We start from the raw sequence: 21,577 nt of genomic DNA, 5'->3' as shown, positions 1-21,577 counted from the left end.
CCCGCCGAGCTGAGCCCCTACCCGTCGACCTTGACGTGAACGTACAGATCCCCGGGTTCGCCCCCGCCGGGTCCTGGGGCGCCCTGCCCTGCCAGACGGATGCGCTGACCTGCGCGGATCCCGGCGGGAAAGCGCGCCTGGATCGTGCGTGACGTCGCGGCGCGGCCCCGGCCCGTACAGGTCCCGCAGGGGTCCAACGCGACGAGTCCTCGGCCTTCGCAGTGCGAGCACGATGAACTGCCAGGACCGGCGGTCACCCCGGTTCCGATGCATTCGGGACACAGTCTCGGACTGCGGCTGGCGGACCCCGTGCCCGCACAGGCTTCGCAGGGGCCTTTGCTGGTGATTCTGAGCGGGATGAGGCAACCGTCCGCGGCTTCGGCCGCGCTCAGGGAGACTTCGGTCTCGATGTCCTTGCCTCGCGAGGCTGTGCCCGTTCCCCGACTCACGCGAGCGTCATGGTTCTGCTGCTCGGCCGCCTTCTTCTGGTCCGCCGGAGGGTGACCTGTGCCGACAGCCGCCGAGCGTTCCTCACGAACGGCGCGCCGTAGCCGGTCCCGCTCAGACCGCAGTCGAGATGCCACCGTGCTCGCGTCGCTGAACCGGTCTTCGGGGCTCTTGGCCAGGAGAGCTGTGACCAACTGCTGGAGTTCCGGCGGTACATCAGGAGCGACGGAGGCGAGCGAAGGCGGAGGCTCGGACAGATGCCGGCGCATGATGTCCCACAGTGTCCCCTGGAAGGGCGGGGAGCCGGCGCACATCTCGAACAGGAGGCAGCCCAGGGAGTAGAGATCCGAGCGGTGATCGAAGCGTCCGGAGAAGCACTCGGGTGCCATGTAGGCCGGCGTCCCGACGATGCGCCCCTCGGTGGTGATGTTGTGCTGCGGGGTATGCCCTCGGGCGATGCCGAAGTCCACCACTTTCGCCGACCCCGGACACAGGATCACGTTCGACGGCTTGATGTCCCGGTGCACAAGTCCTGCCGCGTGCGCGGCGGTCAGGGCCTGCGCGACACACAAGGCGGTGCCGACGGCCTCCGCCGGTGCGAGCCGCCCCGTGGCGATCCGGGAACTGAGCGGCTGGCCCGGCACGAGCTCCATCACCAGGTAGATCAGCGGGTGGCCTTCGTGCCAGACGGAGCTGAAGTCATGGATGGTCACGATGTTCGGGTGCGCGAGTCTGCCGGCCGCGGCCGCCTCGCGGGCGAAGCGGGCTGCCTCCTGGCTGCTCTCCCCGCGCTCACGGTGGAGTATCTTCACGGCGACGTGCCGGTCGACCCGAGGGTCCCGGGCCTTCCAGACCTCGCCGAAGCCGCCCGCTCCCAAGGGGGTCACGAGCTCATAGCGGCCTTCCAGAACGTCCCCCGCCCGCACAGCGTCCCCTTCCCTCACGCCGGTGGCCCGAGCCCGGCCCCTGCCCCAGGGAGCCACACGCACGTCACGTTACGCCTGGCACGCGCAGCGCGGAGGCCAATGCCGTCAGGCCGTCAGGCCGTCTGCATCTCTGCGGCCGACCTGGCGGCCCGCTCGATCCTCGCGCGGTGGGCCGCACGGGAGCACCGGTTGGTGCTGAGCTGGAGTTCGCCCATCGACCAAGACCCGAGCATGCGAACGGACCTGCTCCGCGTACCCACCTCGACCTGCTGCGCTTCCTGGAGCGCTCACAGGAGTGGGACCTGGCGCGCACCCGCCGCTGGATCGCGGACGAGGAACGACGCCAGGCGGAGCATGCCCTCGGCGTGGCCAACCGGCCACCCGAGCCGGACTGGCTCATCGAACGAGGATCCGGCGACCGGTCGTGCGCTGAGTGCCGGCCGGACTCGGTGCTCGGCATTCTGTAGTCGGAACACTGCCGGGTGTAACACCCCCAGGCTTCGCCGCGCTGAATGATCAGGGTTCCCCGGCTGTCGGCGGCCGGGGAACACCTGACCTCGATTGATTGAAGTACGAGACGGAGATCCACATGCCACCGCTGAACCGCGGCTGCACCCTGGAGGTATGCCCACAGCACCGATCACCGTCCACCCGCCGCTCGGAACCGGCGGCCGGCGCGTGACGGCACGCGGGCAGATTCTCGGCCTCGCGCACTCCGACGCGGATGTCATCGAATTCCTGAGGCGGGCCGGGCTCCCGGGCGCGGAGGGGTTGCTCGACGACCCGTCGTGGGTGAAGTGGCGCGGCGGCCGTGCCCACCACTACGAAGCGGCGTAGGCACGATTCGAGCCCTGTTGCGGGCGCGGAGCCACCTCTACGATCGCTCTCCTTGGTCACCGGTGGGGTGATCTGTGATGGGGGGACAGATGGGGTACTTGATAGGCCTTCTTTTGATCGTCTTCGGCGCTCCGCTCGTCGGCCTCATGGGTAACTGGATCGAGGACGCCGGCCATGGCGCCGCTGGAAAGGTGATTTCCATCGGCGGGTACACAGTGGTGATCGGCGCAGCCGCCTGGCTGATCATCAGCAACCTGTGATGCCACCAGCCACCAGCCGCCGGCCTCAGGTGTGCGATGCCACTCGCGCCGAGAGGTTCCCGATGGGGCGGCGCGCGAGTTCCCGGTCGGCCGTACGGCTGCGACGCACCCGGATCTCCACGGAAAGCTCCCGCGTCTGGGCCGAGGGCCCCGACACCGGATCACGTCGCGACCTCACGCGCGAGGACGATGCCGCGTTCTGGACCTGGGCCGCGGTGGAAGTCCTGCATGCCACCGGCATCCGCATCGAGGAGCTCACCGAGCTCTCCCATCACAGCCTGGTCCAATGCCGGCTGCCGTCCAGCGGCGAACTGATCCCGCTGTTGCACATCGGCCCGTCCTAGAACGACCTCGAACGGCTGCTGGTGATCTCGCCCGAGCTCGCCGACGTCCTGGCCGCGATCATCCACCGTGTCCGCGACGCGGACGGAGCGGTCCCTCTTGTCGTCCCCTATGACGTCCACGAGCACGAGTTCACCCCGGCAATGCCGGTCCTCTTCCAGCATCGTCACGGCGCCGATGGCCGCCCCTTCAGCGCGGTGACGGTCCGCCGCTGGATCACCGACGCGGCCAACAGCATGGGGCTGACAGATCCCTCCGGCGGGCCGCTGGACTACAAGCCCCACGACTTCCGCCGGATCGTCGCCACCGAAGCGATCATGAATGGGATGCCGCCGCACATCTGTCAGCTGATCATGGGGCACGCGAACATCAACACGACCATGGGCTATAAGGCCGTCTATCCCGAAGAGGCCATCACCGGCCACCGGGCCTACCTCGCCCGCCGACGTGACCTGCGGCCCTCCACCGAATACCGGTCGCCCACGGACGAGGAGTGGGAGGAGTTCCTGGGCCACTTCGAGCACCGGAAGGTCTCCCTGGGCAGCTGCGGACGCGCCTACGGCACCGGCTGCATCCACGAGCACGCCAGCATCCGATGCCCGCTCTTGCGGCCCGACTCCGCCCAGTTGCCCCGTCTCCTCGAGATCCGCGACAACCTCCTCGCCCGGATCGACGAAGCCCGCGAGCACGGCTGGCTCGGCGAGGTCGATGACCTCAACGTCAGCCTCTCCGCCGCCAATAACAAGATCGCCCAACTTGGGGAATCAGCACGCCGGACCACCGACCTCGGCATCCCGTCATTCAGCGAGGTCGCCGCTCGCACTGCCACCATCGACGGAGACAACCGATGACTGGGCCGAAACTTCTTGGCCAGAGCCCTGCGCCGCGACTTACGCTCTCTCCATGCTCACCGTCTTCGTCTTCCCCTCCGGCGAGTCGACCGCGACCGCAGCACGTCTTGATCGGCTGATGCCTGGTCAGGACGGGTACTGGACGGACGAAAAGCTCATGGTTGACCTCGATGACGAGAAGTGCGGTCAGCTGTTCACCGACTGGGAACCCGAGGACGTCCGCCTTCTGGACTCCGCGCTCGGCTATCACCCGACTTGGGCCCTGCAGGTCAACGTCTCCGGCCGCATTGACGGTACTGCCGAGATCCGCAGCTTCCTGTCGCACATCCTCCATGCTGGCGGCGTCGCCATCGACGATTACTCCGACCACTGCTGGACGCTCGAAGAGATCGACAGCGAGCACAAGGTTGACGGTCTGGGTTTCTTCGACTTCCGCACCCACTACGAACGGACCCACGGCAGGCAGCCCCGGACTAGCGCTCGCGCAAGATCAGAGGGGGAGGTCTAGCCATGTTCGACGATGTCGTCGGGCTGCGGCCTGAGGAAGCGGCGCGATGGACTGCGCTCGTCGAGCAATGCCGGCCCGTCCTCGTGGATGAGGGGATGGCAGCCGTTCAGGTTCTGCTGGCTGAACGCGGCATGAGCATCATCCAGTCGATCGCGATCACCCGCGCGTTGCTCGGCTGGCAAGAGACGTCTCTGCGCACCGCCACCGACATCGTGGCCACGAGCTCCGCCCGGACAACCGTCAGCGACGCGGACTGACCAACGACAAGTGCACCGGCGCAAGTTCAGATAATGATCGCGGACCGCCTCGACATCACCGGCGCCCGCTGGGGATTCAACGCGCCGTAAGCGTCCTCCGACTCCGTGCATTGATCACCAACGGCGACTTCGACGACTACGGGACCTTCCGCTCAACCCGCGCACAGCAGCGCCTCTACCCGAGCGCCGACCAGCGAAATCACAATTTCACTGCCTCATCCGACCCTCACTCCAAGGCATCCACACCCAGTTGGGAGCGACAACATTGTCTGAGATGCGCGTGCGCGGATCGCTGGACGGTGCCCCGTTCTCAGCTGTACGGAGGGGAGGACTTCACTCGATGAAGACCCTCACGGAGTCGGCGCTCCCGCCGTTTCGGTTGACGCCGAGACGTTGTAGAGGCTGCCTCGATGCATGCCCGTGGCGACGGTCAGGTCGTCGATGGAGGTTCCCTCGTACCCGCTGGCTGCGAACGGATGCGGCAGGATCAGGCGGCCGATCAGGGGCCGCTGCAGTGGGTGCGCTTCTTCACACCGGACGCGGTGCACAAGGACCTCGGACGGGTCTGCTTGGGCACCGGTGTGCAGCGCGGCACCCCGCCTGTCGTGGGGCCGCGTACCGTCGACCGGCATGTGGCGGTCGTCGTCACTGCCGACGGCGGCTGGTACCGGCACGGGCGCGGTGAGCGGACCGCCGTCACGGCGCCCGCACTGCTCTGGCTGGTCCCCCGGGGTCGTGCGCCACTACGGCCCCGAGCCCGGCGCAGGCTGGGACGAGACGTTCGTGGCATGCACCGGCACGGCGACGGCGACCGTCACCAGACTCGGCTACATCACGGCGGACCGCCCGTGGTTCCGCTGGTATCGGCCGAGGACAGGGGTGCGTTCCTGGCGCTGTCCGTCGACGACCACGCGGCGCGTCATGGCACCTGCCAGGGCCGTCGGATTGACCCGGGCAGGTGCGAGGAAGACCCGTCCGAGTCCGGGTTCCGTAGCCGAGGAAGCCGGTCGGGCCGGTCGGATGCAGGGCTCCGCGATGGTCGGAGTCTGGACGCCGACGCCGAGGTGCGGGGACGGCTCACCCGGGCTCGGGCAGCGGCTGTAGGGGGACTGCGGCCGGCCGTTCACCCTCGCTCGTGACGGTGGTGCTGCGCCCGGTTCGAGCCGAGGTGAGCAGGCACTCCATGATCTCCAGAACGTGAAAGGCGAGCTCACCACTCGCGCGATGCTCGGTGCCGTCCGTGAGGGCACGAGCGAGATCGGCGACGCCGAAGCCGCGGTCGGCTCCCACATAGCCACCCCGGACGGGGACGTCCTGCCAGTGCCCGACACCGGGATCGAAGAGCCGCACGGGCCCGTCGAAGCCGTTGGGGTCGGGCACGGACAGAGATCCGCCTGTTGCGTACACCTCGATGCGGGGAAGGTCGGCGGCCCAGACGTCGAAGGACATCACCAGCGTGGACAGCGCCCCGCTCTCGTGTTCCAGTACGCCCGTGACATGGGTGGCCACCTCCACCGGGAACTCGCTCCCGGCCCGTGGACCGCTGCCGACGGTGCGTACCGGACGTGAGGTGGACGCCATGCCGGACACTGCGCGCACCGGGCCGAGGAGCGTGACCAGAGCGCTGAGGTAGTAAGGGCCCATGTCGAAGAGCGGTCCGCCGCCGCGCTGGTAGTAGAACTCCGGGGCAGGGTGCTCGTGGCCCGGGGTGACCATGAAGGCGGTCGCCGCCACCGGAGTGCCCAGGCGCCCGGTGTCCAGGACAGCGCGGGCGGTCTGCACTCCTGTGCCGAGGACCGTGTCCGGGGCGCAGCCCACGCGGACGCCCGCGGCGTCGGCGGCGGCGAGGACGGCCCGTGCCTCGGCGGTGGTCGATGCCAGGGGCTTCTCTCCGTACACGTGCTTGCCGGCGGAGATGGCGGCGTGGGCGACGTCGGCGTGCGCCGCGGGGACGGTCAGGTTGAGGACGAGGTCGATGTCCTCGGCCGCGTACAGCTCTTTCGTGGTGAGGGCGCGGGTGCCGGGAACTGCGGCCGCGACGGCGGTGGCACGGGACTGGTCGAGGTCGGCGACCGCGGTGACGGACAACTCGGGCAGGACACGGAACGTCCGCAGGTATGCGCCGCTGATCTGTCCGGTGCCGACCACTCCGATACGCAGCGGCGGCTGTTGCCTCAGCGCGTCGCCCACGTCATGCCTTTCCTGATCATCGCGTGAGTCTCGGGTACGTCCAGGTCGGCGACGCCGTGCCCGAGCGTGGTGACGAAGACCCGGCCCGCGCCCCAGTTCCGGGTCCAGGTCACCGGCACCACTGTGCCCAGGAGTTCGGGGTGGTCGGGGTCGGCGGCGTACGGGGAGGTGGCGAGGACCTCGATCGCGGGGTCGACGTGCACGTAGTACTGCTCGGTCGTGACGGTGAAGGCGTTGATCCCGGCCACTGCGGGGTGGTCTTCCTTGCCGGGTACGGGTGTCACCTCGAAAGTGCTGAACTCCCGTGCGTGGTGGACGAACTGGCCGCCCGTCATGAGGTGGTAACGGGTCTCGGTGCGGAACGCGTCGACGATGCCGCCGTGCCATCCGGCCAGGCCGGTGCCAGCGCGGACGGCCTGGCTGAGGCCTTCCAGCTGCGGGGCGGTGATGTCGCCCATCGTCCAGCACTGCACCACGAGGTCGGTCGCGGCGAGGAGGCTCGCGTCGAGGTAGCTGTCGAGAGTGTCGGAGACCGTCACCTCATAGCCGTCTTCCTTGAGGGCGGTGGCAAAGCGGTCCGTGGCGGCGACGGGTGCGTGCCCTTCCCAGCCGCCGCGGACGACGAGGGCACGCTTGGCACCGGCGGAGATCATCGGTCCTCCAGGAGGTCGGCCGGTTCGGCGGATGGGGCACGGGCGTCCCGTGCGCCGGGGTCCACGGCAGTCTCGGTCATGATCGGGCTGCCGTCGAGGGTGCGTCGGTCAGCCGGAAGGGGGTGTGACAGTCGTGGCTTCGCGGGATGGCGCGTACGGGCGGGTGGCGCACAGGTGGTTGGGCCTGAGGGTCAGGTTCTCCGGCGTACGCGCGGATGGCCCCACAGGTCGGGACTGACCGCAGGGAACTGCCTTCTGCGCGGGGGAGGTCGGGATGTGAACCTGTTCCTACGGATGACCGTCACCACGGTCGTCCGTGAGGCTCCACGGGGTGGCTGTCGTACCCCCGCTGTAGCGTTCGGACCGAAGTCAGGGTCATGTTCTGCTGTTGACGGAGGCGTGCGGATGACGAGTACGACAGGCGAGGCCGTGGTGGCGGTGTCCCGGCGTATCGGGGCCCCGGCGCAGGTCATCTTCCGGATCCTGGCCGACCCCGGCCGGCACCCGGACCTCGACGGATCGGGAATGCTGCGGGGTGGCGACTTCGACGCCATGGTGTCGGGCATCGGGGACGTCTTCGTGATGCGGATGCACAATGAGCGCCACGGCGACTACGAGATGAACAACCACATCGTCGAGTACGAGCCGGACCGTCGCATCGCCTGGGAGCCGAGGCCCGGCCTCGGACATCCGGACGCCACCGTGTCCGGGGCCGCGTGGGGGCACCGGTGGATCTTCGACCTGGTCCCGGACGGAGCCGGGGCGACCGTGGTGACCGAGATCTTCGACGGATCGCGCCTGCCGGCGGACAAGGGCACGGAGGTCGACCGCGAGCGCGCCTGGTGGCGCACGCAGATGGTGACCACTCTGGATCGCCTCGCCGAACTGTCCGCGCGCCCGGCGGACGCCGAACTCGCGGCACTCAAAGGCGCCCTGGACCGCCAGCGCGAGCACGTCCTCGGGATCCTCGAAGGGCTCTCGGAGCAAGACCTGCGGCGGCCGGTGCTGCCCAGCGGCTGGAGCTGTCTGGCATTGCTGCGCCACCTCACCCTGGATGTCGAACGATTCTGGTTCCCCGGAGTGATCTCCGGCGATCCCGACGTGGTCGGACAGCTCGCCGCAGGCGCGGAGGCGCACTGGTACGTGCCCGAGGGGATGGGCGCCGACGAGGTGTTCGCCGACTACCGGGCGGCCATCGCACGCGCGGACGCCGTGCTGGCCGCCGCCACGCCCGGTCAGGAGCCTGCCGCCTGGCCGGTGGAACTCTGGCCGACCTGGCGGCTGCCTGACGTGCGGCACATCGTGATCCACGTGATCACCGAAGTCGCCTGCCACAGCGGCCACTTGGATGCGGTCCGCGAACTGATCGACGGCACCACCTGGCTCGGCGGCAACCCCTACGCCGGCTGATTCGATGGGGGGCCAGGACTTCGGTGGGACGCTGCGGCGGGTGGGGGAGACTCCGAGGTCGTCGCAGGCGCGCGCCGATGGTTTGTCCTCAACGGCACAGCTATCCTGCGCCGATGAAGCGCCATCAGCGCGCCGCCGGCGCGATCGTCGGCTCAGCTGTGGGTGACGCGCTGGGCGGGCCTTTCGAGTTCGGTCCACAGGGAGCGTTCTCCGCACGGTTTCCCGCGCCCGGAACCGGTGACGAGATGTGCGGAGGCGGTGGCTGGGACCCGGGGGAGGCGACCGACGACACGCAGATGGCTGTCCTGGTCGGGGAGTCACTGCTGGAGCGGGGTGGACTGGATCTACCGGACATCTTCGTCCGCTTCCAGCGCTGGGCGGTCGCAGAACCGAAGGACATCGGACTGCAGACCGAAGACGTCCTGAACAACGGCATGCCCTGGGATCTCGCCGCCGCGATCCACTTCCAGGTCAACCAGCACGCAGCGGGAAACGGCTCCTTGATGCGGGCATCGACCTCCGCGGTCCACTTCGCTGCCGCCGGCCAGGAAGCCACCATGGACGCGGCACGCAGGATCGCGGCCCTCACCCATGGTGACCGCGCAGCCTGGGAAGGCACCGCGATCTTCCATGAACTCATCCGCGTGACCTTGGAGGACAAGGATCCGCTCGCCGCGCTGCCGGACATCCTGGCTCATGTCCATCCCGGCCATCGAGACCGCTACGCCACCGTCCTCGCGCCCGGCTGGCACCCCGATCAGGCGACGGAGTTCAACGGTGCCGTCTGGCCCTGCCTGGGCTCCGCTGTCTGGGCTCTACGCACCCATGCCGGCTTCGAAGACGCGATCCGCGCGGCGATCGACCTCGGCGGCGACACGGACACCGTGGCAGCGGTGACCGGAGGCCTCGCGGGGGCGTACTACGGTCTGGAGGCGATCCCCGACCGGTGGACCCAGCCGCTCCACGTCCCCCTCCCGGGATTCGACCGACGCGTTCTTCACCTGACGGATCTGCTCCACCTGGCGGACCGCCTCGCGGGCTGAATTCGCGCGTCATCCGACCCGTGCGGTCTTCTTCGGCATCGGCTCGGTCTTCAATCGGCGCGTCATCGCCGCACTTGCCGGGTGAACGTAAGGAACTCCCGCTCAGCAGCGGCTCGTTCAGGACGCCCGCCAACGCCCGATGACGTGGCGATGCGCCGCAGTTGACGGCACCTTCAGAACACCTAGGTGGCGCACGACCAAGGCCACCGACCGCCCGAAAGCGGCGGGCGGGAGTACCAGCGCGTGGCCAGGTGGAGATGATCTCCTGCGGGCACCCGCCGCCCGTCGTCCTGCGCGGAGGCCGGCCGATCACGATTGACGCTGCCTGCCCCCCCCGCGCCATGTCGGCCCTCCTCCTGCACAGCAGTCGCTATCGAGGGATGCGGCGCGGCTGCACCCCGTTCAGTGTCGGCGTGACCGGCCGCAGTAGCCCGTCCCGGCCGAACTCGACCCGGTCGATCGTGGTCTCCCGGTGCGTGCCGTCCCCGCCGGGGATCGCGAAACGGTGGTAGGCGATGTACCAGTCGTCGGTGCCGGGCACCTGGAGCAGGGAGTTGTGCCCGGTGCCGAGGATGCCCTGCGCCGGGTCCTTCTCCAGGATGACGCCGTGCGTGGTGAAGGGCCCGTACGGCGAGTTCGACGTGGCGTATCCGACGCGGTAGTCGGGGCTGCGGGTGTCGTCGATGGAGTACGTCAGGTGGTAGACGCCCTTGCGCCGTACGACGAACAGGCCCTCGCGGAAGTCCTCGAGCCCCTCGATCTGCCGTGCCTTCGAGGGGTCGTACGACACCATGTCCTCGCCCAGCGGCACCACCCACGCCGAGCTGTTGCCCCAGTACAGATACGTCTGCCCGTCGTCGTCCGTGAACACGGCCGGGTCGATGGCCTGTCCGGCGCCGTCCGGGTTGGCGGCGATCAGCACCTGGCCGCTGTCGGTGAACGGGCCGGCGGGGGAGTCGGCGGTCGCGACGCCGATCTTCGCCTCGGCGCAGAAGTAGAAGAAGTATCTGCCGTCGCGCTCGGCGATGGTCGGGGCCCAGGCCCGGGACTCGGCCCAGCCCACGTCCTTGCCGAGGTCGAGGATGACGCCGTGGTCGGTCCAGTCGACGAGGTTCGTCGACGACCAGACGCCGAACGTGGTGCCGCTCCAGCCGTCGAATCCGTCGGTGGTCGTGTAGAGGTAGTACGTCGAGCCGAAAGCCACGATGTTGGGGTCGGCGTGGAACCCGGGCAGCACAGGCGTCTTCATCTCCACGGCCGACACCTTCCACCGGCGCTGTGCGCCGTCCGCTGCGGTCACCGTGTAGGTCACCGGCGCCCGCAGATCCGTCCGCTTCCCGTTCGCAGGGCTGATCCGGGCGCCGGGCGCGAGCGTGAACTCCGGTCGCAGGCGCCGCAGATCGGTCCCCGGCCGCACCGGCAGGACGACGGTGCCGCCGTCGTTCTCGATCACGGCGGGCGCCTTCAGCGACGCCAGCTCGACGCCCCGGATGCGGGTCGCGTTGGAGGGCAGGGCGGCGATCTCGTCGGCGGACAGGGCCCGGTTGTAGAGCCGCACCTCGCGCAGCCGGCCCTTGAGGGTGTGGTCGGAGGCGTACTGGGAGCGGCCCAGGTAGTTGGCCGTGGTGCGGCCGCCGCCGATGTCGGAGGGCATGAGGGTGACGGCGGTGTTCTGGGCGGCGACCGCTCCGTCGAGGTACAGCAGGGCCGTGTCGCCGTCGGCGGTGTACGCGACGTTCGCCCAACGCCCGCGCCCGAGACCGCTGTCGGCCTTCGCCTCCTGCTCCTTGGTCCAGTTGCCGTCGGAGAGGGCAGCGCGGAAGCCGTCGTCGGGACTGCCGCCGGTCGCGAACAGGTACCCGTTTCCCTTCCCGTCGGAGCCGGTGTTCCCGAACCCGTAGAGGAAATACGGCGTCTTCTGGTCGGTGTCCACCCACACGTCGGCGGTCACGGTGACCGAGTCCACGCCGGAGAGCAGGTTGTCGGGCAGCTTCACGTGCCCGCTCGCCCCGCCGAGCACCAGGGCGCCGTCCACCCAGCCCGTGTCGCCGCTGAGGGTGCCGTGGTACTCGTGCCCCGAGGTGTCGTCGGCGCTGCCGTCGAGGGGCCAGTGGGCGATGAGTCCGTCCTTGTCGGCGCGCACGGGGGCGACGCCCCACTTCTCCTCGATCCGGCCGGACTCCTCGGCGGTGACCGGGAGTACGGTGCCGTGGCGCGGTGCCGACGGCAGCCGGTACGCGGCGGACTTGATCCAATTGCCGCCCGCGAGGTCGGTGCTCTCGAAGGGCATGTAGCCGGTGGCGGTGTAGTCGTCGATGAACAGATACCACTTGTCCTCGGTGTTCGACTTGAAGACCAGCGGCCCCTCGCCCTGTGCCATGGAACCCATGCCGATGCCCTCGGAGACGGTCGTCCACGAGGTCGAGAGCAGATCGACGGCCTTCTCCTCCAGGATGAACTTCCCGTACGGCGACTGCGACGCCGACCGCTCGTCCTTGGTGAACCGGTAGTAGGTCCCGTCGTGCGCGATGACGGTGGAGTCGATGACCGAGTACCCGGGGTCGTTCCACACCTTCGCCTCGCTGAAGGTCACGAAGTCCTTCGTCGTGGCGTACAGCATCCGGTTGTACGTGTCCGCGGTGTGCTCCGTGTCGGAGGCCGCGTACAGCTTCGACGCCCAGAAGACGACGTACGCACCGGCCTCGTCGCTCCAATAGGCCTCCGGCGCCCAGGTGTTGCCGGCTGTCTCCGGCGACACCTGTACGGATCGCGGCTCGGACCAGTTCACGAGGTCCGCGGACTCCCACACGATGATGGACCGGCTGCCGTGCCGCTGGACGTAGTCCCAGCCGGCGCCGTCGTAGATCCTCAGGTCAGTGGCGATGAGGAAGAACTTGTCGCCTTCGGGTGACCGGATGACGAAGGGGTCGCGTACGCCCTTGTCGCCGAGCGTGGACGTCAGTACGGGCTGCCCGCCGTTCAGCTCCCGCCAGTGCAGCGGGTCGTTGCCCTTGCTGAGGGCGAGGTGGATCTGCTCGCCGTCGGCGGTGCCCTCTCCGGTGAAGTACACGAACAGGTAGCCCTCGTAGGCGGCGCTCCTGCTGCTCGTGGGGACGGCGCTCGCGCGGGCCGGAGAGGAGATGGCGGTGGCCCCCAGGGTGAGGGCTCCGGCGACGAGGACATGGCGGCGGGACATTCCGTTACGGGGCGGCATGCGGGCCAGTCAAGAAAGCGGGAGCCGGGGCGGTCAAGATCCCTGACGTGGATTGGTCCGAAAAATCGAAGGCCGTCCGGGATGTCGAACGACAATGAGGGTGAGCCACCCAAACGGGGCCTCGGACGAAGTCTGCGGTGACACCGCGCGCTGGAGCGACCTGGAGGATGCCCGCGGGGTTGAGGACCTTCTGGGTGGTGTTCGATCGGCCCGCGCGCGGGCCGGGTACGCAGCAGCCGGCTGGACGACCGTCCGCAGGAGTTCCCGCGCATCAACGAATCCCTGGTCGCCCGCCGGCACCCTTACGCCTACACGGCGAGCGCGGCCGAGATGTGGCGCGCGTACGAGACGGTCGACGGAGTGCTGCCGGACGGGAAGTTCACCAACCACCCGATCAAGCACGACATGCTGCTCGGCAGCAGGCAGCTGATCCGTTTCCCCGACGGCGCGGCGGTCAGCGAGCCGGTGTTCGTCCCGCGGCGCGGGACGCGGGGCGCGGGACGAGGACGACGGCTACGTCCTGTCGTACGTGGACGACCCCGACCGGGGCGCGACCGACCTGGTGATCCTCTCGGCCCAGGACTTCGGCGGTCACCCGCTGGCCCGGATCCACCTGCCGGGCAGGGTTCCCCTGGAGTTCCGCGGCAGCTGGGTGGCGGACGCATGGACGGCGGGCCGCACCGAGCTCTGGCCAGCCCTCTCCCGTGCGCGGCGGTGGTGTGGGGACTTGAACGCGTGCGGGGGAGACGTTCACACGGCTGCGGGCGGAGCAGTCGAACGGGCGTCGGTGTCCTGGGCGGTCCACACGACGTGGTCGCGTTCGCTCAGCACCTCCTGGTTGTCTCGGCTGTGCCGGAGCACGGGCAGGGCCTCCGCATCGGTGAGCAGGTCGAGGGTCTCCCGCGGGCTGGTGGCCAGATCGCCGGCCATCACCAAAGGCCACATGGCGGCCCTCAGGGAGCGGCCTTCACCGGATCCTGAACGGCCGCGCATCCGCAGTGCGACAGGCCGGACGGCCTCGGCCGGCACGCCAGCCGGAGGCTCGGCCGAACGCAGACCCTGCGAAACCCGAGGGGCCACCTCCTGCGACGCGACCGCGGACGTCCTGTCGGGAATCCGGATTCCCGAGGCGCCAGGTGTCGGATTTCCGGGCTTTCACGACGCTGACTGGCTGTGACGTCGTCTTGCGTCAGAAGGTGCTCGCTGTTGCAGTCGAGCCCGGCGCACCGCGCCGCAGGAAAGAGCCTTGGTGAACGTCGCGACCACGACGAACCGCGAGCACAGGCGACGGGGGCGAGCCGTCGCGCTCGTCATGGCCTGTATCGGGGTGTTCGTCGCCTATTTGCCGGTGACCGCCGTCTCGGTGAGTCTTCCAGCGATCCAGCGGGCGCTGCACGCGTCCACGTCCGAGCTGTCCTGGGTGTCGGACGCCTTCGTGCTGCCCATGGCCGCCCTGATCCTGACCGCGGGCGTCTTCGGTGACGTCCACGGGCGAAAGAAGGTCTTCCAGGCAGGGTTGTTGTGCACGGCCGCAGGCGCCGCCGTCGCCCTGTCCGCGCAGTCGATCCATGTGCTCTGGGTCGGTCAGGCGCTGGCCGGGCTCGGCGCCGCGGCCCTCCTGCCGACGACCCTGGCGATGGTCAGCCATGCCGTGCCCGATCCGCGTGAGCGCGGCAAGTTCGTCGGCCTGTGGGCGGCGTCCCTGATGGCGGCACTGGCGCTCGGCCCCATGATCTCCGGAGTGATCGTCGAGCACTTCTCGTGGCGCTGGATCTACCTGCCGTCCGTCCCCGTGGCCCTCATCACCACCGTGGTCGCCGCGTGGCTCGTCGGAGACTCGCGCGCACCGGGGACACGTCGCCTCGACTGGCCGGGACAGATCACCGCTACGGTGGCCGTCACGGCGCTCGTGTACGCGGTGATCGAGGGCGGCGCCGAGTCCTTCACCGACACTCAGGTGATCGTGGCCTTCGCCCTTGCCGCAGTGAGCCTCATCGCTTTCGTCCTCGTCGAGCGGCGCAGTGCCGCCCCGATGCTCGACCTGGCCCTCTTCCGCAGCCCCGGCTTCAGCGCGACGAGCCTGATCGCCATGATCTCGTTCCTGGGGCTCATCGGATTCTTCTTCGTGCTGAGCCTGTACTTCGGCATGGTGCAGCAGCTCAACACGCTCGACGCCGGATACCGGCTGCTGATGGTCACCGGAGTGTGTCTGGTCGTCGGGCCCCTGGCCGGCCGGGTGATGCACCGCATGTCCCCGCGCCTGCTCATCACGACCGGTCTGCTGATCACCGCGGGCTCCATGCTCGCGCTGACCTCGATCGACGCGGACACCTCGTTCGGTTCGCTCGCATGGCGCCTGGTGCTGCTCGGTCTGGGCCTCGGTCTCGTCGTCACGCCGATGACGGCGACCGCCGTGTCCTCGGTACCGCACCAGCTGGCAGGCATGGCCGCGGCGGGCAACAACGCCCTGCGCCAGGTCGGCGGTGCGCTCGGGCCGGCCGTGCTCGGAGCGCTGCTCACCTCCAAGTCCGTGAGCGCGCTGCCCGACCACCTGGCCGACGCCGGTCTTACGGGTCCGGCCGCCGACCGGATCGTCTCGGCCGTCGACGCCCAGGGTCTCGGGGCGGTCGCTCAGATGGACCTCGGGGCCGACAGGGGCCGAGCCCTGGGAGCCCTGTCGGAGTCATTCCTCGACGGCATGCGGCTCTGTCTGATCGTCGCAGCCTGCCTGGCTCTCCTCGCCGCACTGGTCAGCGTCGTCCTGCTGCGTCGCCGTCGCCCCGCGCCCCAGCCCGACGGCGCCCCCGACGCTCCCTCTCCGGCGGCGTCCGCCGGCGACGCCCCCGTGGTCACCGCTGCGCCGGCGCTGTCCGGCACCGTACGCAACGCGGTGGGTGCTGAGATACCCGCAGCGGTGCTGACGCTGATCTCTCCCGCGGGCCGCCAGCTCGGACGCACTGTGGCCGGGGCGGACGGACAGTTCCGTCTTGACATCCCGGCGCCGGGAGCCCACGTCCTCATCACCGCCGCCGACGGTCACAGCCCCCAGGCATCGAATCTCGTCCTCACCGGCGAACCCCTCACCCACGACGTCCGCCTCACCTCGACGAGGGGGCTCACCGGCACCGTCGTCAGCGCGGACGGCGGGCAGCCCGTCGCCGGCGCCGTCGTGTCGGTGACCGACATGCGAGGTGAGGTGCTGGCCTCGGGCACCACCGACGGCGCGGGCGGCTTCACCTTCGGGGAGCTGACGACCGGGGATGTCACGGTCGCCGTCAGCGCCGCGGGATTCCGCCCCGTCGCCGTCGCCGTCACGGTTCCGCCGACGGGGCACGGCTCACCCGGCCCCGAGATCGCGCTCCGGCCCGGCGCCCTGCTGCGAGGCGTCGTACGGACGATGTCCGGTCTCCAGCCGCTGGCCGATGCGCGCGTGGTCCTCGTCGACGCGGCCGGGAACGTGGTCGACACGTCCGCCACCGGCCCCGACGGGGCGTACGTGTTCAGCGATCTGGATGCGGGCGACTACTCGGTGATCGCCAGCGGATATCCGGCGGTGACCAGGACGGTGTCCGTCCAGGGCGGTGGACTCGACGACCTCGACCTCGATCTGGCCCACCGGACGAGCTGAGGACCGTTCACCCGGCCCGGGGTCTTGTGGGCGCGACCGCACCCACAAGACCCCGGACGGAACCGGCCACACACCCGCGCCACCTGGAACCGGAGCTTGGCCGGAGGTCGCGACCGCGCCACACAGTCCCCGGGGTCCGGCTGCCCTCCTACAGGCCGCACGTGATCAGCACCCCTACGATCGGCATACGGCCCGCCTCATCGCACTGGACCAGCCCGCTGGAGCGCCACGTGATCGACTCACTCGACCTGCAGCTGATGCAGGCGCTTCAGCTCGACGGCCGGGCACCGTTCAGCCGAATCGCCGAGGTCCTCGGCGTGTCCGACCAGACCGTCGCGCGCCGGTTTCGACGACTGCACGCCAGCACCGGTCTGCGCATCCTGGGCATCACCGACGAGGCCCGGTTCGGCCGCACCAGCTGGATCGTCCGCCTGCAGTGCACACCCGACGGAGCCGAGCAACTCGGCAATGCCCTCGCACGCCGGGCCGACACCTCGTACGTCGGCCTGCTCTCCGGTGGCACCGAAGTGATATGCGCGATGCGACCGAGAAGCAGCCAGGAGCGCGACGAACTGCTCCTGGACCGTCTGCAGCGGACACCACGCGTCACCTCGGTCAGCGCGCACTGCGTACTCCGGCACTTCTACGGCGGACCGCTCGGCTGGCTCAACAAGATCAACGCCCTTGACGCCGACCAGGAGGACGCCCTCCGCCTCCCGCCCGCCGACCTGTCGTCACCCCTTCCCGAACTCGACGACCTGGACGAGACCCTGCTGTCCCTGCTCCATCGCGACGGCCGCGCACCACTCACCGAACTCCAGGCAGCCACAGGACAGTCCGAGTCCGTGGTCAAACGCCGCCTGACCCGGCTGCAGACCAGCGGCGTCCTCTACTTCGACGTACAGCACACCCACGAACTCCTCGGCAACGACGTCCTGGCCGCCCTGTGGCTCACGGTCGCCCCGTCCTCGCTCGCTTCCGTGGGCCGAGCCCTCTCTGGTCACCCCGAGGTCCGCTTCGCCGCAGCGACGACCGGGCGGGCCGGCGTCTTCGCCGCGACCCTGCACCGCGGCACGGAAGAGCTGTACACCTACCTCAGCGAGAGGATCGGCGCGCTCGACGGCATCCAGTCCGTCGAGCCGGCGCTCATCGTCCGGCAGGTCAAACAGCTCGCCTACGAACCGCCCCACCGCTGACGGCCGACAGGGGGTCGGTTCGCGCGGCGCCTGGGTCAACGCGGCGCGGTCGGCGGCGAGTTCGGGCAGGTCCGCCCGGGGCTGTGTCTGCGGCGCGTGTGGAGTCGACCGCGTGTTCAGCGCCAGGTGCTGTTGGCGAGCCGGGAAGCGTCACGATATGGCAGGTGGGGCCCGCCGACCGGACCAGCTCGACCCGCGCAGCTCCACGGCGACGGGAAGGTCGGCGTCCTGCGCTCATCGATGTCGCTAAGGTGGTGGCCCCCGCGTAGGTCGGATGCACCACACCAAGTCCGGGACCCTGCCGTCCGATTCGGATACCGTTCCCGGCGGACTGCGGCGTTCTGGCGCAGGCTGTCTGGTGACGACTCAGAACCTCCAGTCTCTGCAAGTCCCCGGCTGGGTGGCGCTTTTGGCGTGGCGCGGAAGGCGAAGGTGGGGCGGGGCAGCGAGGTGACGTGTGGTCCTCTGATGGAACTCGTCCTGTCCCTGTCCGGACGTTCATAGGTGCCTGTCGAATCAAGAGCGGGGCCGGATCCGGTCGTTGAGCGCGGCCCCGACCTCGGGGCAGTTCTTCCGGATGGTGTCGAGGAAGGCACGCAGCACCGGGGTGTGATCGCGGGCCGTGAAGGACAGGACGAGATCGGGCAGGGGAGTGCGTGGGGTCACTTCACAGAACCGGACTCCTGGACGTGGGGCCGCCCGCATGCGGGACGGCCCCAGGCCGACGCCTACTCCGGATGCGGCGAGGCCGATGATCGTGTGCACGTCCCTCGCGACGGCCGCGCCGCCGAGCGCCGTGGAGTCCGTGCCCAGCAGGGCGTGCAGTGCGGCGACTACGGCGGGCTCGTCCTCGCCGGCCGACACGATCAGCGGCTGTTGCCGCAGCTGGTCGACACTGATCGACGGTTGGCCCGCGTAGGGGTGTGCTGAGCTGACCACCGCGATCACGTGGTCGGTTCCGACGGGAACGGACACGAGGTGTTCGGCTCCGGCACCTCGGGGCGGGCCGAGGGTGAGGGCCACGTCCAGTTCCCCGGCGATGAGAGCGGGGCTGCTGCGGCTGGTCGCCATCTCGTGCAGTTCCATTCTCACGTCAGGCCGTTCACGGCCGAACCGGCTCAGTACGCCCGGCAGCGGGTCTAGCAGGGCCGAGGCGATGAAGCCGAGGCGCAGACGTCCCGTCTCGCCGCGCGCGGCCCGTCCCGCGTCGACCGTGGCCGCCGCGATCTCGTCGAGCGCCCGGCGTGCCCGCGCGAGGAACGCCTCGCCTGCGGCGGTCGGGAACACCCCCTGGCGTGTGCGGTCGAACAGCCGGGCCCCGACCTCGCGCTCCAGGTCGGCGATCTGCTTGGACAGCGGCGGCTGAGCGATGCCCAGCGTGGCGGCCGCCCGGCCGAAGTGTTCCTGCTCGGCGAGAGCAACCGCGTACCGCAGGTGCCGCGCTTCCATGACCCGCCCTCGATCCCGTCGATCCCAGCGACTGCTGGCGATACCTCAGAGATATTGCCACGCCATGTGCGAGATCTTTGAAGGGATGGTGCTGTGGTTCCCGTCTGGAATGGAGCCATGACGAACGTATCTCTGACCGGCACCGTCTTCGTTCTCGTGCACGGCGCCTGGCACAGCTCCGGACAGTGGGCGGCGACGCAGCGCGCGCTCGCCGGACGGAGCGCGGCAAGCGTGGCCGTCGATCTGCCGGGGCACGGCTTCGACGCACCCCTGCCCACCGGGTACCTGCTGCCCGGCCAGCCGGGCCTGCTGACCGAGAAGTCACCACTCGCCACCCTGACGATGGACGACTGCGCCGAGGCGGTACTGAGCGTGCTGCGCGAGGTGCGTCACCATCGCACTGTCGTGCTCGTCGCGCACAGCGCGGGCGGCGGTCCCGCCTCTCTGGCCGCGGAGCGCTCGCCCGAGCTGGTGGACCGGATCGTCTACCTGTCCGCGTTCGTCCCGGGCGGGCGGCCGCGGTTCGCCGACTATCTGGGCGCACCCGAGAACGCCACCGCGCTGGGCCAGAACCTGAACCTCGGCGACCCCGAGGCCCTGGGCGCCATTCGGATCAATCCGCTCTCAACCGATCCCGCCTACCTCGACGAACTGCGGGAAACCCACTACCACGACACCCCACTGGACCGCTTCGACCGGTGGCGGTCCGCGCTCAGCCCTGATCTGCCCCTGGCGATTCCGACGGCTCCGGTCACCCTGACCGCGTCGCGGTGGGGAGGAATCCCACGCGCTTTCCTGCGCTGCGCCGAGGACCGGGCGCTGGCCCCGGCCGCGCAGGACCTGATGATCGCGGAAGCCGATCGGGCCTTCCCCGGCAGCCCGTTCACCGTACAGACGCTGCCCGGCAGCCACAGCCCGTTCGCCGCCCGGCCGGGCGACCTCGCCGCGGCCCTCGCCTCGTGAGCCGGCTTCGGCCCGTGACGAGTTCACCGCCTCCGAGGAGCCAGGTGTGCCGGCAGCGCTGTGGCCGACGGCGGTGCGCTTGGCCCACGAGATGCCGTTCGCCGATCCGTACAGGGCGGCGAAGTCCCCGGTGTTCTCCTGACCGGACGCAGAGGAGTTGCCGACGGAGAACGCGGCGTCCGCGAAGCTCTTCCCGTTGAAATCCGCCTCGTGGTGCGCGACGGAGTCGGTCGCGCCGGCCGTGCCTCGAGAGAGAATCGCGTTGCCCCAGGCGGTCGAGCCGGCTGAGCGCTTGAGCTGGCGGCCGTGATGGCGATGGTGGGACGTCAGGCCCCGGAAGGGCACCGATCCGAAGCCATGATCCACCTCGCGATGATCGACCTCACAAGCCGACGCCTCACCCGCGGGTCCACCCCGAACTGGCGCAATTCCTGAACCTCGAACCAAACAACATCACCAGGACAGAACACTCTTCAACGGCCGCTGAAGAAGTCGGTGAGGGCGGCGGCGACAGCCTCGGGCTGCTCCTCGGGAATGTAGTGACCGGCGTCGGGCACGATGATGCCGGTCACGTTCTCGGCCCACGGGCTGATGGAGGCCGCCATGTCCGGGATCGAGCCGTGGCTGCTGGAGATTCCGAGGGCGGGCGCAGTCAGTCGCCGTTGTTCGAGCGCCGCGCGGTTCTTGCGCGCGGACTCGGCGGCATCGCGGTAGTAGGCGAGGCCGGCGCGCAGGCCGCCGTCGGCGGCGAGGGCCGTGCCGTAGTGGTCGAGCTCTGCTTCCTCGAACGCGTCGGGCGCGAGGGACTTGGTCTTGAGGAACCAGCTGACGTACTCGCGCTCGCGGCCGGCTATCAGCGTCTCGGGAAGGTCGGGCACCACGTGGAACGCGAAGTGCCAGGTCTTGAACGCCAGAGTCGGGTCGAGGGGGATCGCTTCCGGCATGGTGATCCCGGGGATTCCGGCGTCGAGCAGCGCGACCCCGTGCAGTCGGCTCTCGTAGTTCAGGGCGAGGGAGAAGGCGACCCAGGCGCCGATGTCGTGCCCGGCGAGCCAGTAGTCCCGCACGCCGAGAGCGTCGACGGCGGCCTGGATGTGTGTGGCGACCGTGTGCGTGTCGTAGCTGAGCTCCGGATGCTCGGAGTTGCCCTGGCCCGGCCGGTCGATCGCAATGACCCGAAACCGATCGGCGAGAGCGGGCATGACCTTTCGCCAGGCCCACCACGTCTGCGGGAACCCGGTGAGCAGGACGACGGCGGGTCCGTCCGGCCGGCCGCCTTCGACGGCGTGCAGACGGACGCCGTCCGCGTCGACCCACCGGTGCGTGAATCCGGCGAGGTCATGCAGGGGCAGGTCGCGGGCGGGGACGGGGCTGGTCATGGGAATCCTCCATCGAGGCGGGTG

General features: G+C 69.7%; 19 protein-coding genes and 7 pseudogenes. 19 read left to right on the top strand and 7 right to left on the bottom strand.

From position 1 onward, the window contains the following. Window positions 1-17: 17 nt before the first annotated feature. Window positions 18-1,373: a protein kinase domain-containing protein gene (locus tag M4J07_RS04820; RefSeq protein WP_255967524.1), complete on the bottom strand. Its 1,356-nt coding sequence runs from the start codon at window positions 1,371-1,373 to the stop codon at window positions 18-20. Window positions 1,374-1,540: 167 nt separating this feature from the next. Here M4J07_RS04820 and M4J07_RS04815 point away from each other — a divergent pair, with 167 nt between their 5' ends. From M4J07_RS04815 to M4J07_RS04775, 9 genes and pseudogenes are all read left to right on the top strand, one after another. Next, window positions 1,541-1,840: a hypothetical protein gene (locus M4J07_RS04815; protein ID WP_255967522.1), complete on the top strand. Its 300-nt coding sequence runs from the start codon at window positions 1,541-1,543 to the stop codon at window positions 1,838-1,840. A gap of 157 nt (window positions 1,841-1,997) precedes the next feature. Continuing rightward, entirely contained in the window at window positions 1,998-2,210 is a 213-nt protein-coding gene (locus tag M4J07_RS04810; RefSeq protein ID WP_255967520.1) for a hypothetical protein, read from the top strand. An 89-nt stretch (window positions 2,211-2,299) separates the two neighbouring features. Next, complete coding sequence (locus tag M4J07_RS04805) at window positions 2,300-2,470, top strand: hypothetical protein (protein ID WP_255967518.1); 171 nt, start codon at window positions 2,300-2,302, stop codon at window positions 2,468-2,470. Between the two features lie 62 nt (window positions 2,471-2,532). Then, the gene (locus M4J07_RS04800; protein WP_255967516.1) at window positions 2,533-2,814 is read left to right on the top strand and encodes a hypothetical protein; all 282 of its coding nucleotides are present in this window, start codon (window positions 2,533-2,535) and stop codon (window positions 2,812-2,814) included. Between the two features lie 21 nt (window positions 2,815-2,835). Continuing rightward, entirely contained in the window at window positions 2,836-3,663 is an 828-nt protein-coding gene (locus M4J07_RS04795) for a tyrosine-type recombinase/integrase (RefSeq protein ID WP_255967506.1), read from the top strand. Between the two features lie 52 nt (window positions 3,664-3,715). Continuing rightward, entirely contained in the window at window positions 3,716-4,171 is a 456-nt protein-coding gene (locus M4J07_RS04790; protein ID WP_255967504.1) for a hypothetical protein, read from the top strand. Window positions 4,172-4,173: 2 nt separating this feature from the next. Beyond that, on the top strand, window positions 4,174-4,428 hold the full coding sequence (locus tag M4J07_RS04785) for a hypothetical protein (RefSeq protein WP_255967502.1): 255 nt from the start codon (window positions 4,174-4,176) through the stop codon (window positions 4,426-4,428). Window positions 4,429-4,461: 33 nt separating this feature from the next. Continuing rightward, window positions 4,462-4,643 (top strand): annotated as a pseudogene (locus tag M4J07_RS04780) (ISKra4 family transposase); the annotation flags it as partial. A 261-nt stretch (window positions 4,644-4,904) separates the two neighbouring features. After that, window positions 4,905-5,277: pseudogene (locus M4J07_RS04775) on the top strand (AraC family ligand binding domain-containing protein); the annotation flags it as partial. 228 nt (window positions 5,278-5,505) lie between these two features. On the opposite strand, the gene M4J07_RS04770 reads toward M4J07_RS04775, so the two are convergent. Both M4J07_RS04770 and M4J07_RS04765 read right to left on the bottom strand, forming a co-directional pair. Beyond that, window positions 5,506-6,618 (bottom strand): Gfo/Idh/MocA family protein, encoded by a 1,113-nt coding sequence (locus tag M4J07_RS04770; protein ID WP_255967500.1) that lies wholly within the window; start codon window positions 6,616-6,618, stop codon window positions 5,506-5,508. After that, window positions 6,603-7,271 (bottom strand): ThuA domain-containing protein, encoded by a 669-nt coding sequence (locus tag M4J07_RS04765; protein ID WP_255967498.1) that lies wholly within the window; start codon window positions 7,269-7,271, stop codon window positions 6,603-6,605. The genes M4J07_RS04770 and M4J07_RS04765 overlap by 16 nt, the downstream gene beginning before the upstream one ends. Before the next feature lie 855 nt (window positions 7,272-8,126). Here M4J07_RS04765 and M4J07_RS04760 point away from each other — a divergent pair. Next, window positions 8,127-8,681 carry a DinB family protein gene (locus tag M4J07_RS04760; RefSeq protein ID WP_255967607.1) on the top strand — a complete coding sequence of 185 codons (555 nt, stop codon included), beginning with the start codon at window positions 8,127-8,129 and terminating at the stop codon, window positions 8,679-8,681. Window positions 8,682-8,794: 113 nt separating this feature from the next. Then, on the top strand, window positions 8,795-9,724 hold the full coding sequence (locus M4J07_RS04755) for an ADP-ribosylglycohydrolase family protein (protein ID WP_255967496.1): 930 nt from the start codon (window positions 8,795-8,797) through the stop codon (window positions 9,722-9,724). Window positions 9,725-10,094: 370 nt separating this feature from the next. On the opposite strand, the gene M4J07_RS04745 is transcribed toward M4J07_RS04755, so the two are convergent. Beyond that, window positions 10,095-12,938 carry a family 43 glycosylhydrolase gene (locus tag M4J07_RS04745; protein WP_255967494.1) on the bottom strand — a complete coding sequence of 948 codons (2,844 nt, stop codon included), beginning with the start codon at window positions 12,936-12,938 and terminating at the stop codon, window positions 10,095-10,097. Between the two features lie 204 nt (window positions 12,939-13,142). On the opposite strand from M4J07_RS04745, the pseudogene M4J07_RS04740 reads away from it, so the two are divergent. Continuing rightward, window positions 13,143-13,373: pseudogene (locus M4J07_RS04740) on the top strand (carotenoid oxygenase family protein); the annotation flags it as partial. 94 nt (window positions 13,374-13,467) lie between these two features. Beyond that, window positions 13,468-13,533 (top strand): annotated as a pseudogene (locus M4J07_RS04735) (hypothetical protein); the annotation flags it as partial. A 155-nt stretch (window positions 13,534-13,688) separates the two neighbouring features. On the opposite strand, the gene M4J07_RS04730 reads toward M4J07_RS04735, so the two are convergent. After that, on the bottom strand, window positions 13,689-13,868 hold the full coding sequence (locus M4J07_RS04730) for a hypothetical protein (RefSeq protein WP_255967613.1): 180 nt from the start codon (window positions 13,866-13,868) through the stop codon (window positions 13,689-13,691). 382 nt (window positions 13,869-14,250) lie between these two features. Between M4J07_RS04730 and M4J07_RS04725 the strand changes: the two are divergent. From M4J07_RS04725 to M4J07_RS04720, 4 genes and pseudogenes are all read left to right on the top strand, one after another. Continuing rightward, window positions 14,251-16,029, top strand: a pseudogene (locus tag M4J07_RS04725) (DHA2 family efflux MFS transporter permease subunit); the annotation flags it as partial. A 36-nt stretch (window positions 16,030-16,065) separates the two neighbouring features. Beyond that, a pseudogene (locus M4J07_RS48460) lies at window positions 16,066-16,251 on the top strand (carboxypeptidase-like regulatory domain-containing protein); the annotation flags it as partial. A gap of 39 nt (window positions 16,252-16,290) precedes the next feature. Beyond that, window positions 16,291-16,566: a carboxypeptidase-like regulatory domain-containing protein gene (locus M4J07_RS48455; protein WP_374214993.1), complete on the top strand. Its 276-nt coding sequence runs from the start codon at window positions 16,291-16,293 to the stop codon at window positions 16,564-16,566. A gap of 161 nt (window positions 16,567-16,727) precedes the next feature. Beyond that, on the top strand, window positions 16,728-17,762 hold the full coding sequence (locus tag M4J07_RS04720; protein ID WP_255967492.1) for an Lrp/AsnC family transcriptional regulator: 1,035 nt from the start codon (window positions 16,728-16,730) through the stop codon (window positions 17,760-17,762). 516 nt (window positions 17,763-18,278) lie between these two features. Here M4J07_RS04720 and M4J07_RS04715 read toward each other — a convergent pair. Next, a complete protein-coding gene (locus tag M4J07_RS04715; protein ID WP_255967490.1) occupies window positions 18,279-19,211 on the bottom strand; it encodes a LysR family transcriptional regulator in 933 nt (310 codons plus the stop codon). Between the two features lie 117 nt (window positions 19,212-19,328). Between M4J07_RS04715 and M4J07_RS04710 the strand changes: the two genes are divergently transcribed. Together M4J07_RS04710 and M4J07_RS48175 are read left to right on the top strand one after the other, a co-directional pair. After that, window positions 19,329-20,174 (top strand): alpha/beta fold hydrolase, encoded by an 846-nt coding sequence (locus M4J07_RS04710; protein ID WP_255967488.1) that lies wholly within the window; start codon window positions 19,329-19,331, stop codon window positions 20,172-20,174. A 342-nt stretch (window positions 20,175-20,516) separates the two neighbouring features. Next, window positions 20,517-20,609, top strand: a pseudogene (locus M4J07_RS48175) (IS5 family transposase); the annotation flags it as partial. Window positions 20,610-20,647: 38 nt separating this feature from the next. Here M4J07_RS48175 and M4J07_RS04705 read toward each other — a convergent pair. Continuing rightward, the gene (locus M4J07_RS04705; protein ID WP_255967486.1) at window positions 20,648-21,553 is read right to left on the bottom strand and encodes an alpha/beta fold hydrolase; all 906 of its coding nucleotides are present in this window, start codon (window positions 21,551-21,553) and stop codon (window positions 20,648-20,650) included. Between the last annotated feature and the right edge of the window lie 24 nt (window positions 21,554-21,577).

The organism is Streptomyces longispororuber (genome assembly GCF_024448165.1).
GTDB classification, from domain to species: Bacteria; Actinomycetota; Actinomycetes; order Streptomycetales; family Streptomycetaceae; genus Streptomyces; species Streptomyces longispororuber_A.
Note: the sequence above shows the minus strand (reverse complement) of the source record. Positions and strands in the feature narration are given on the sequence as shown.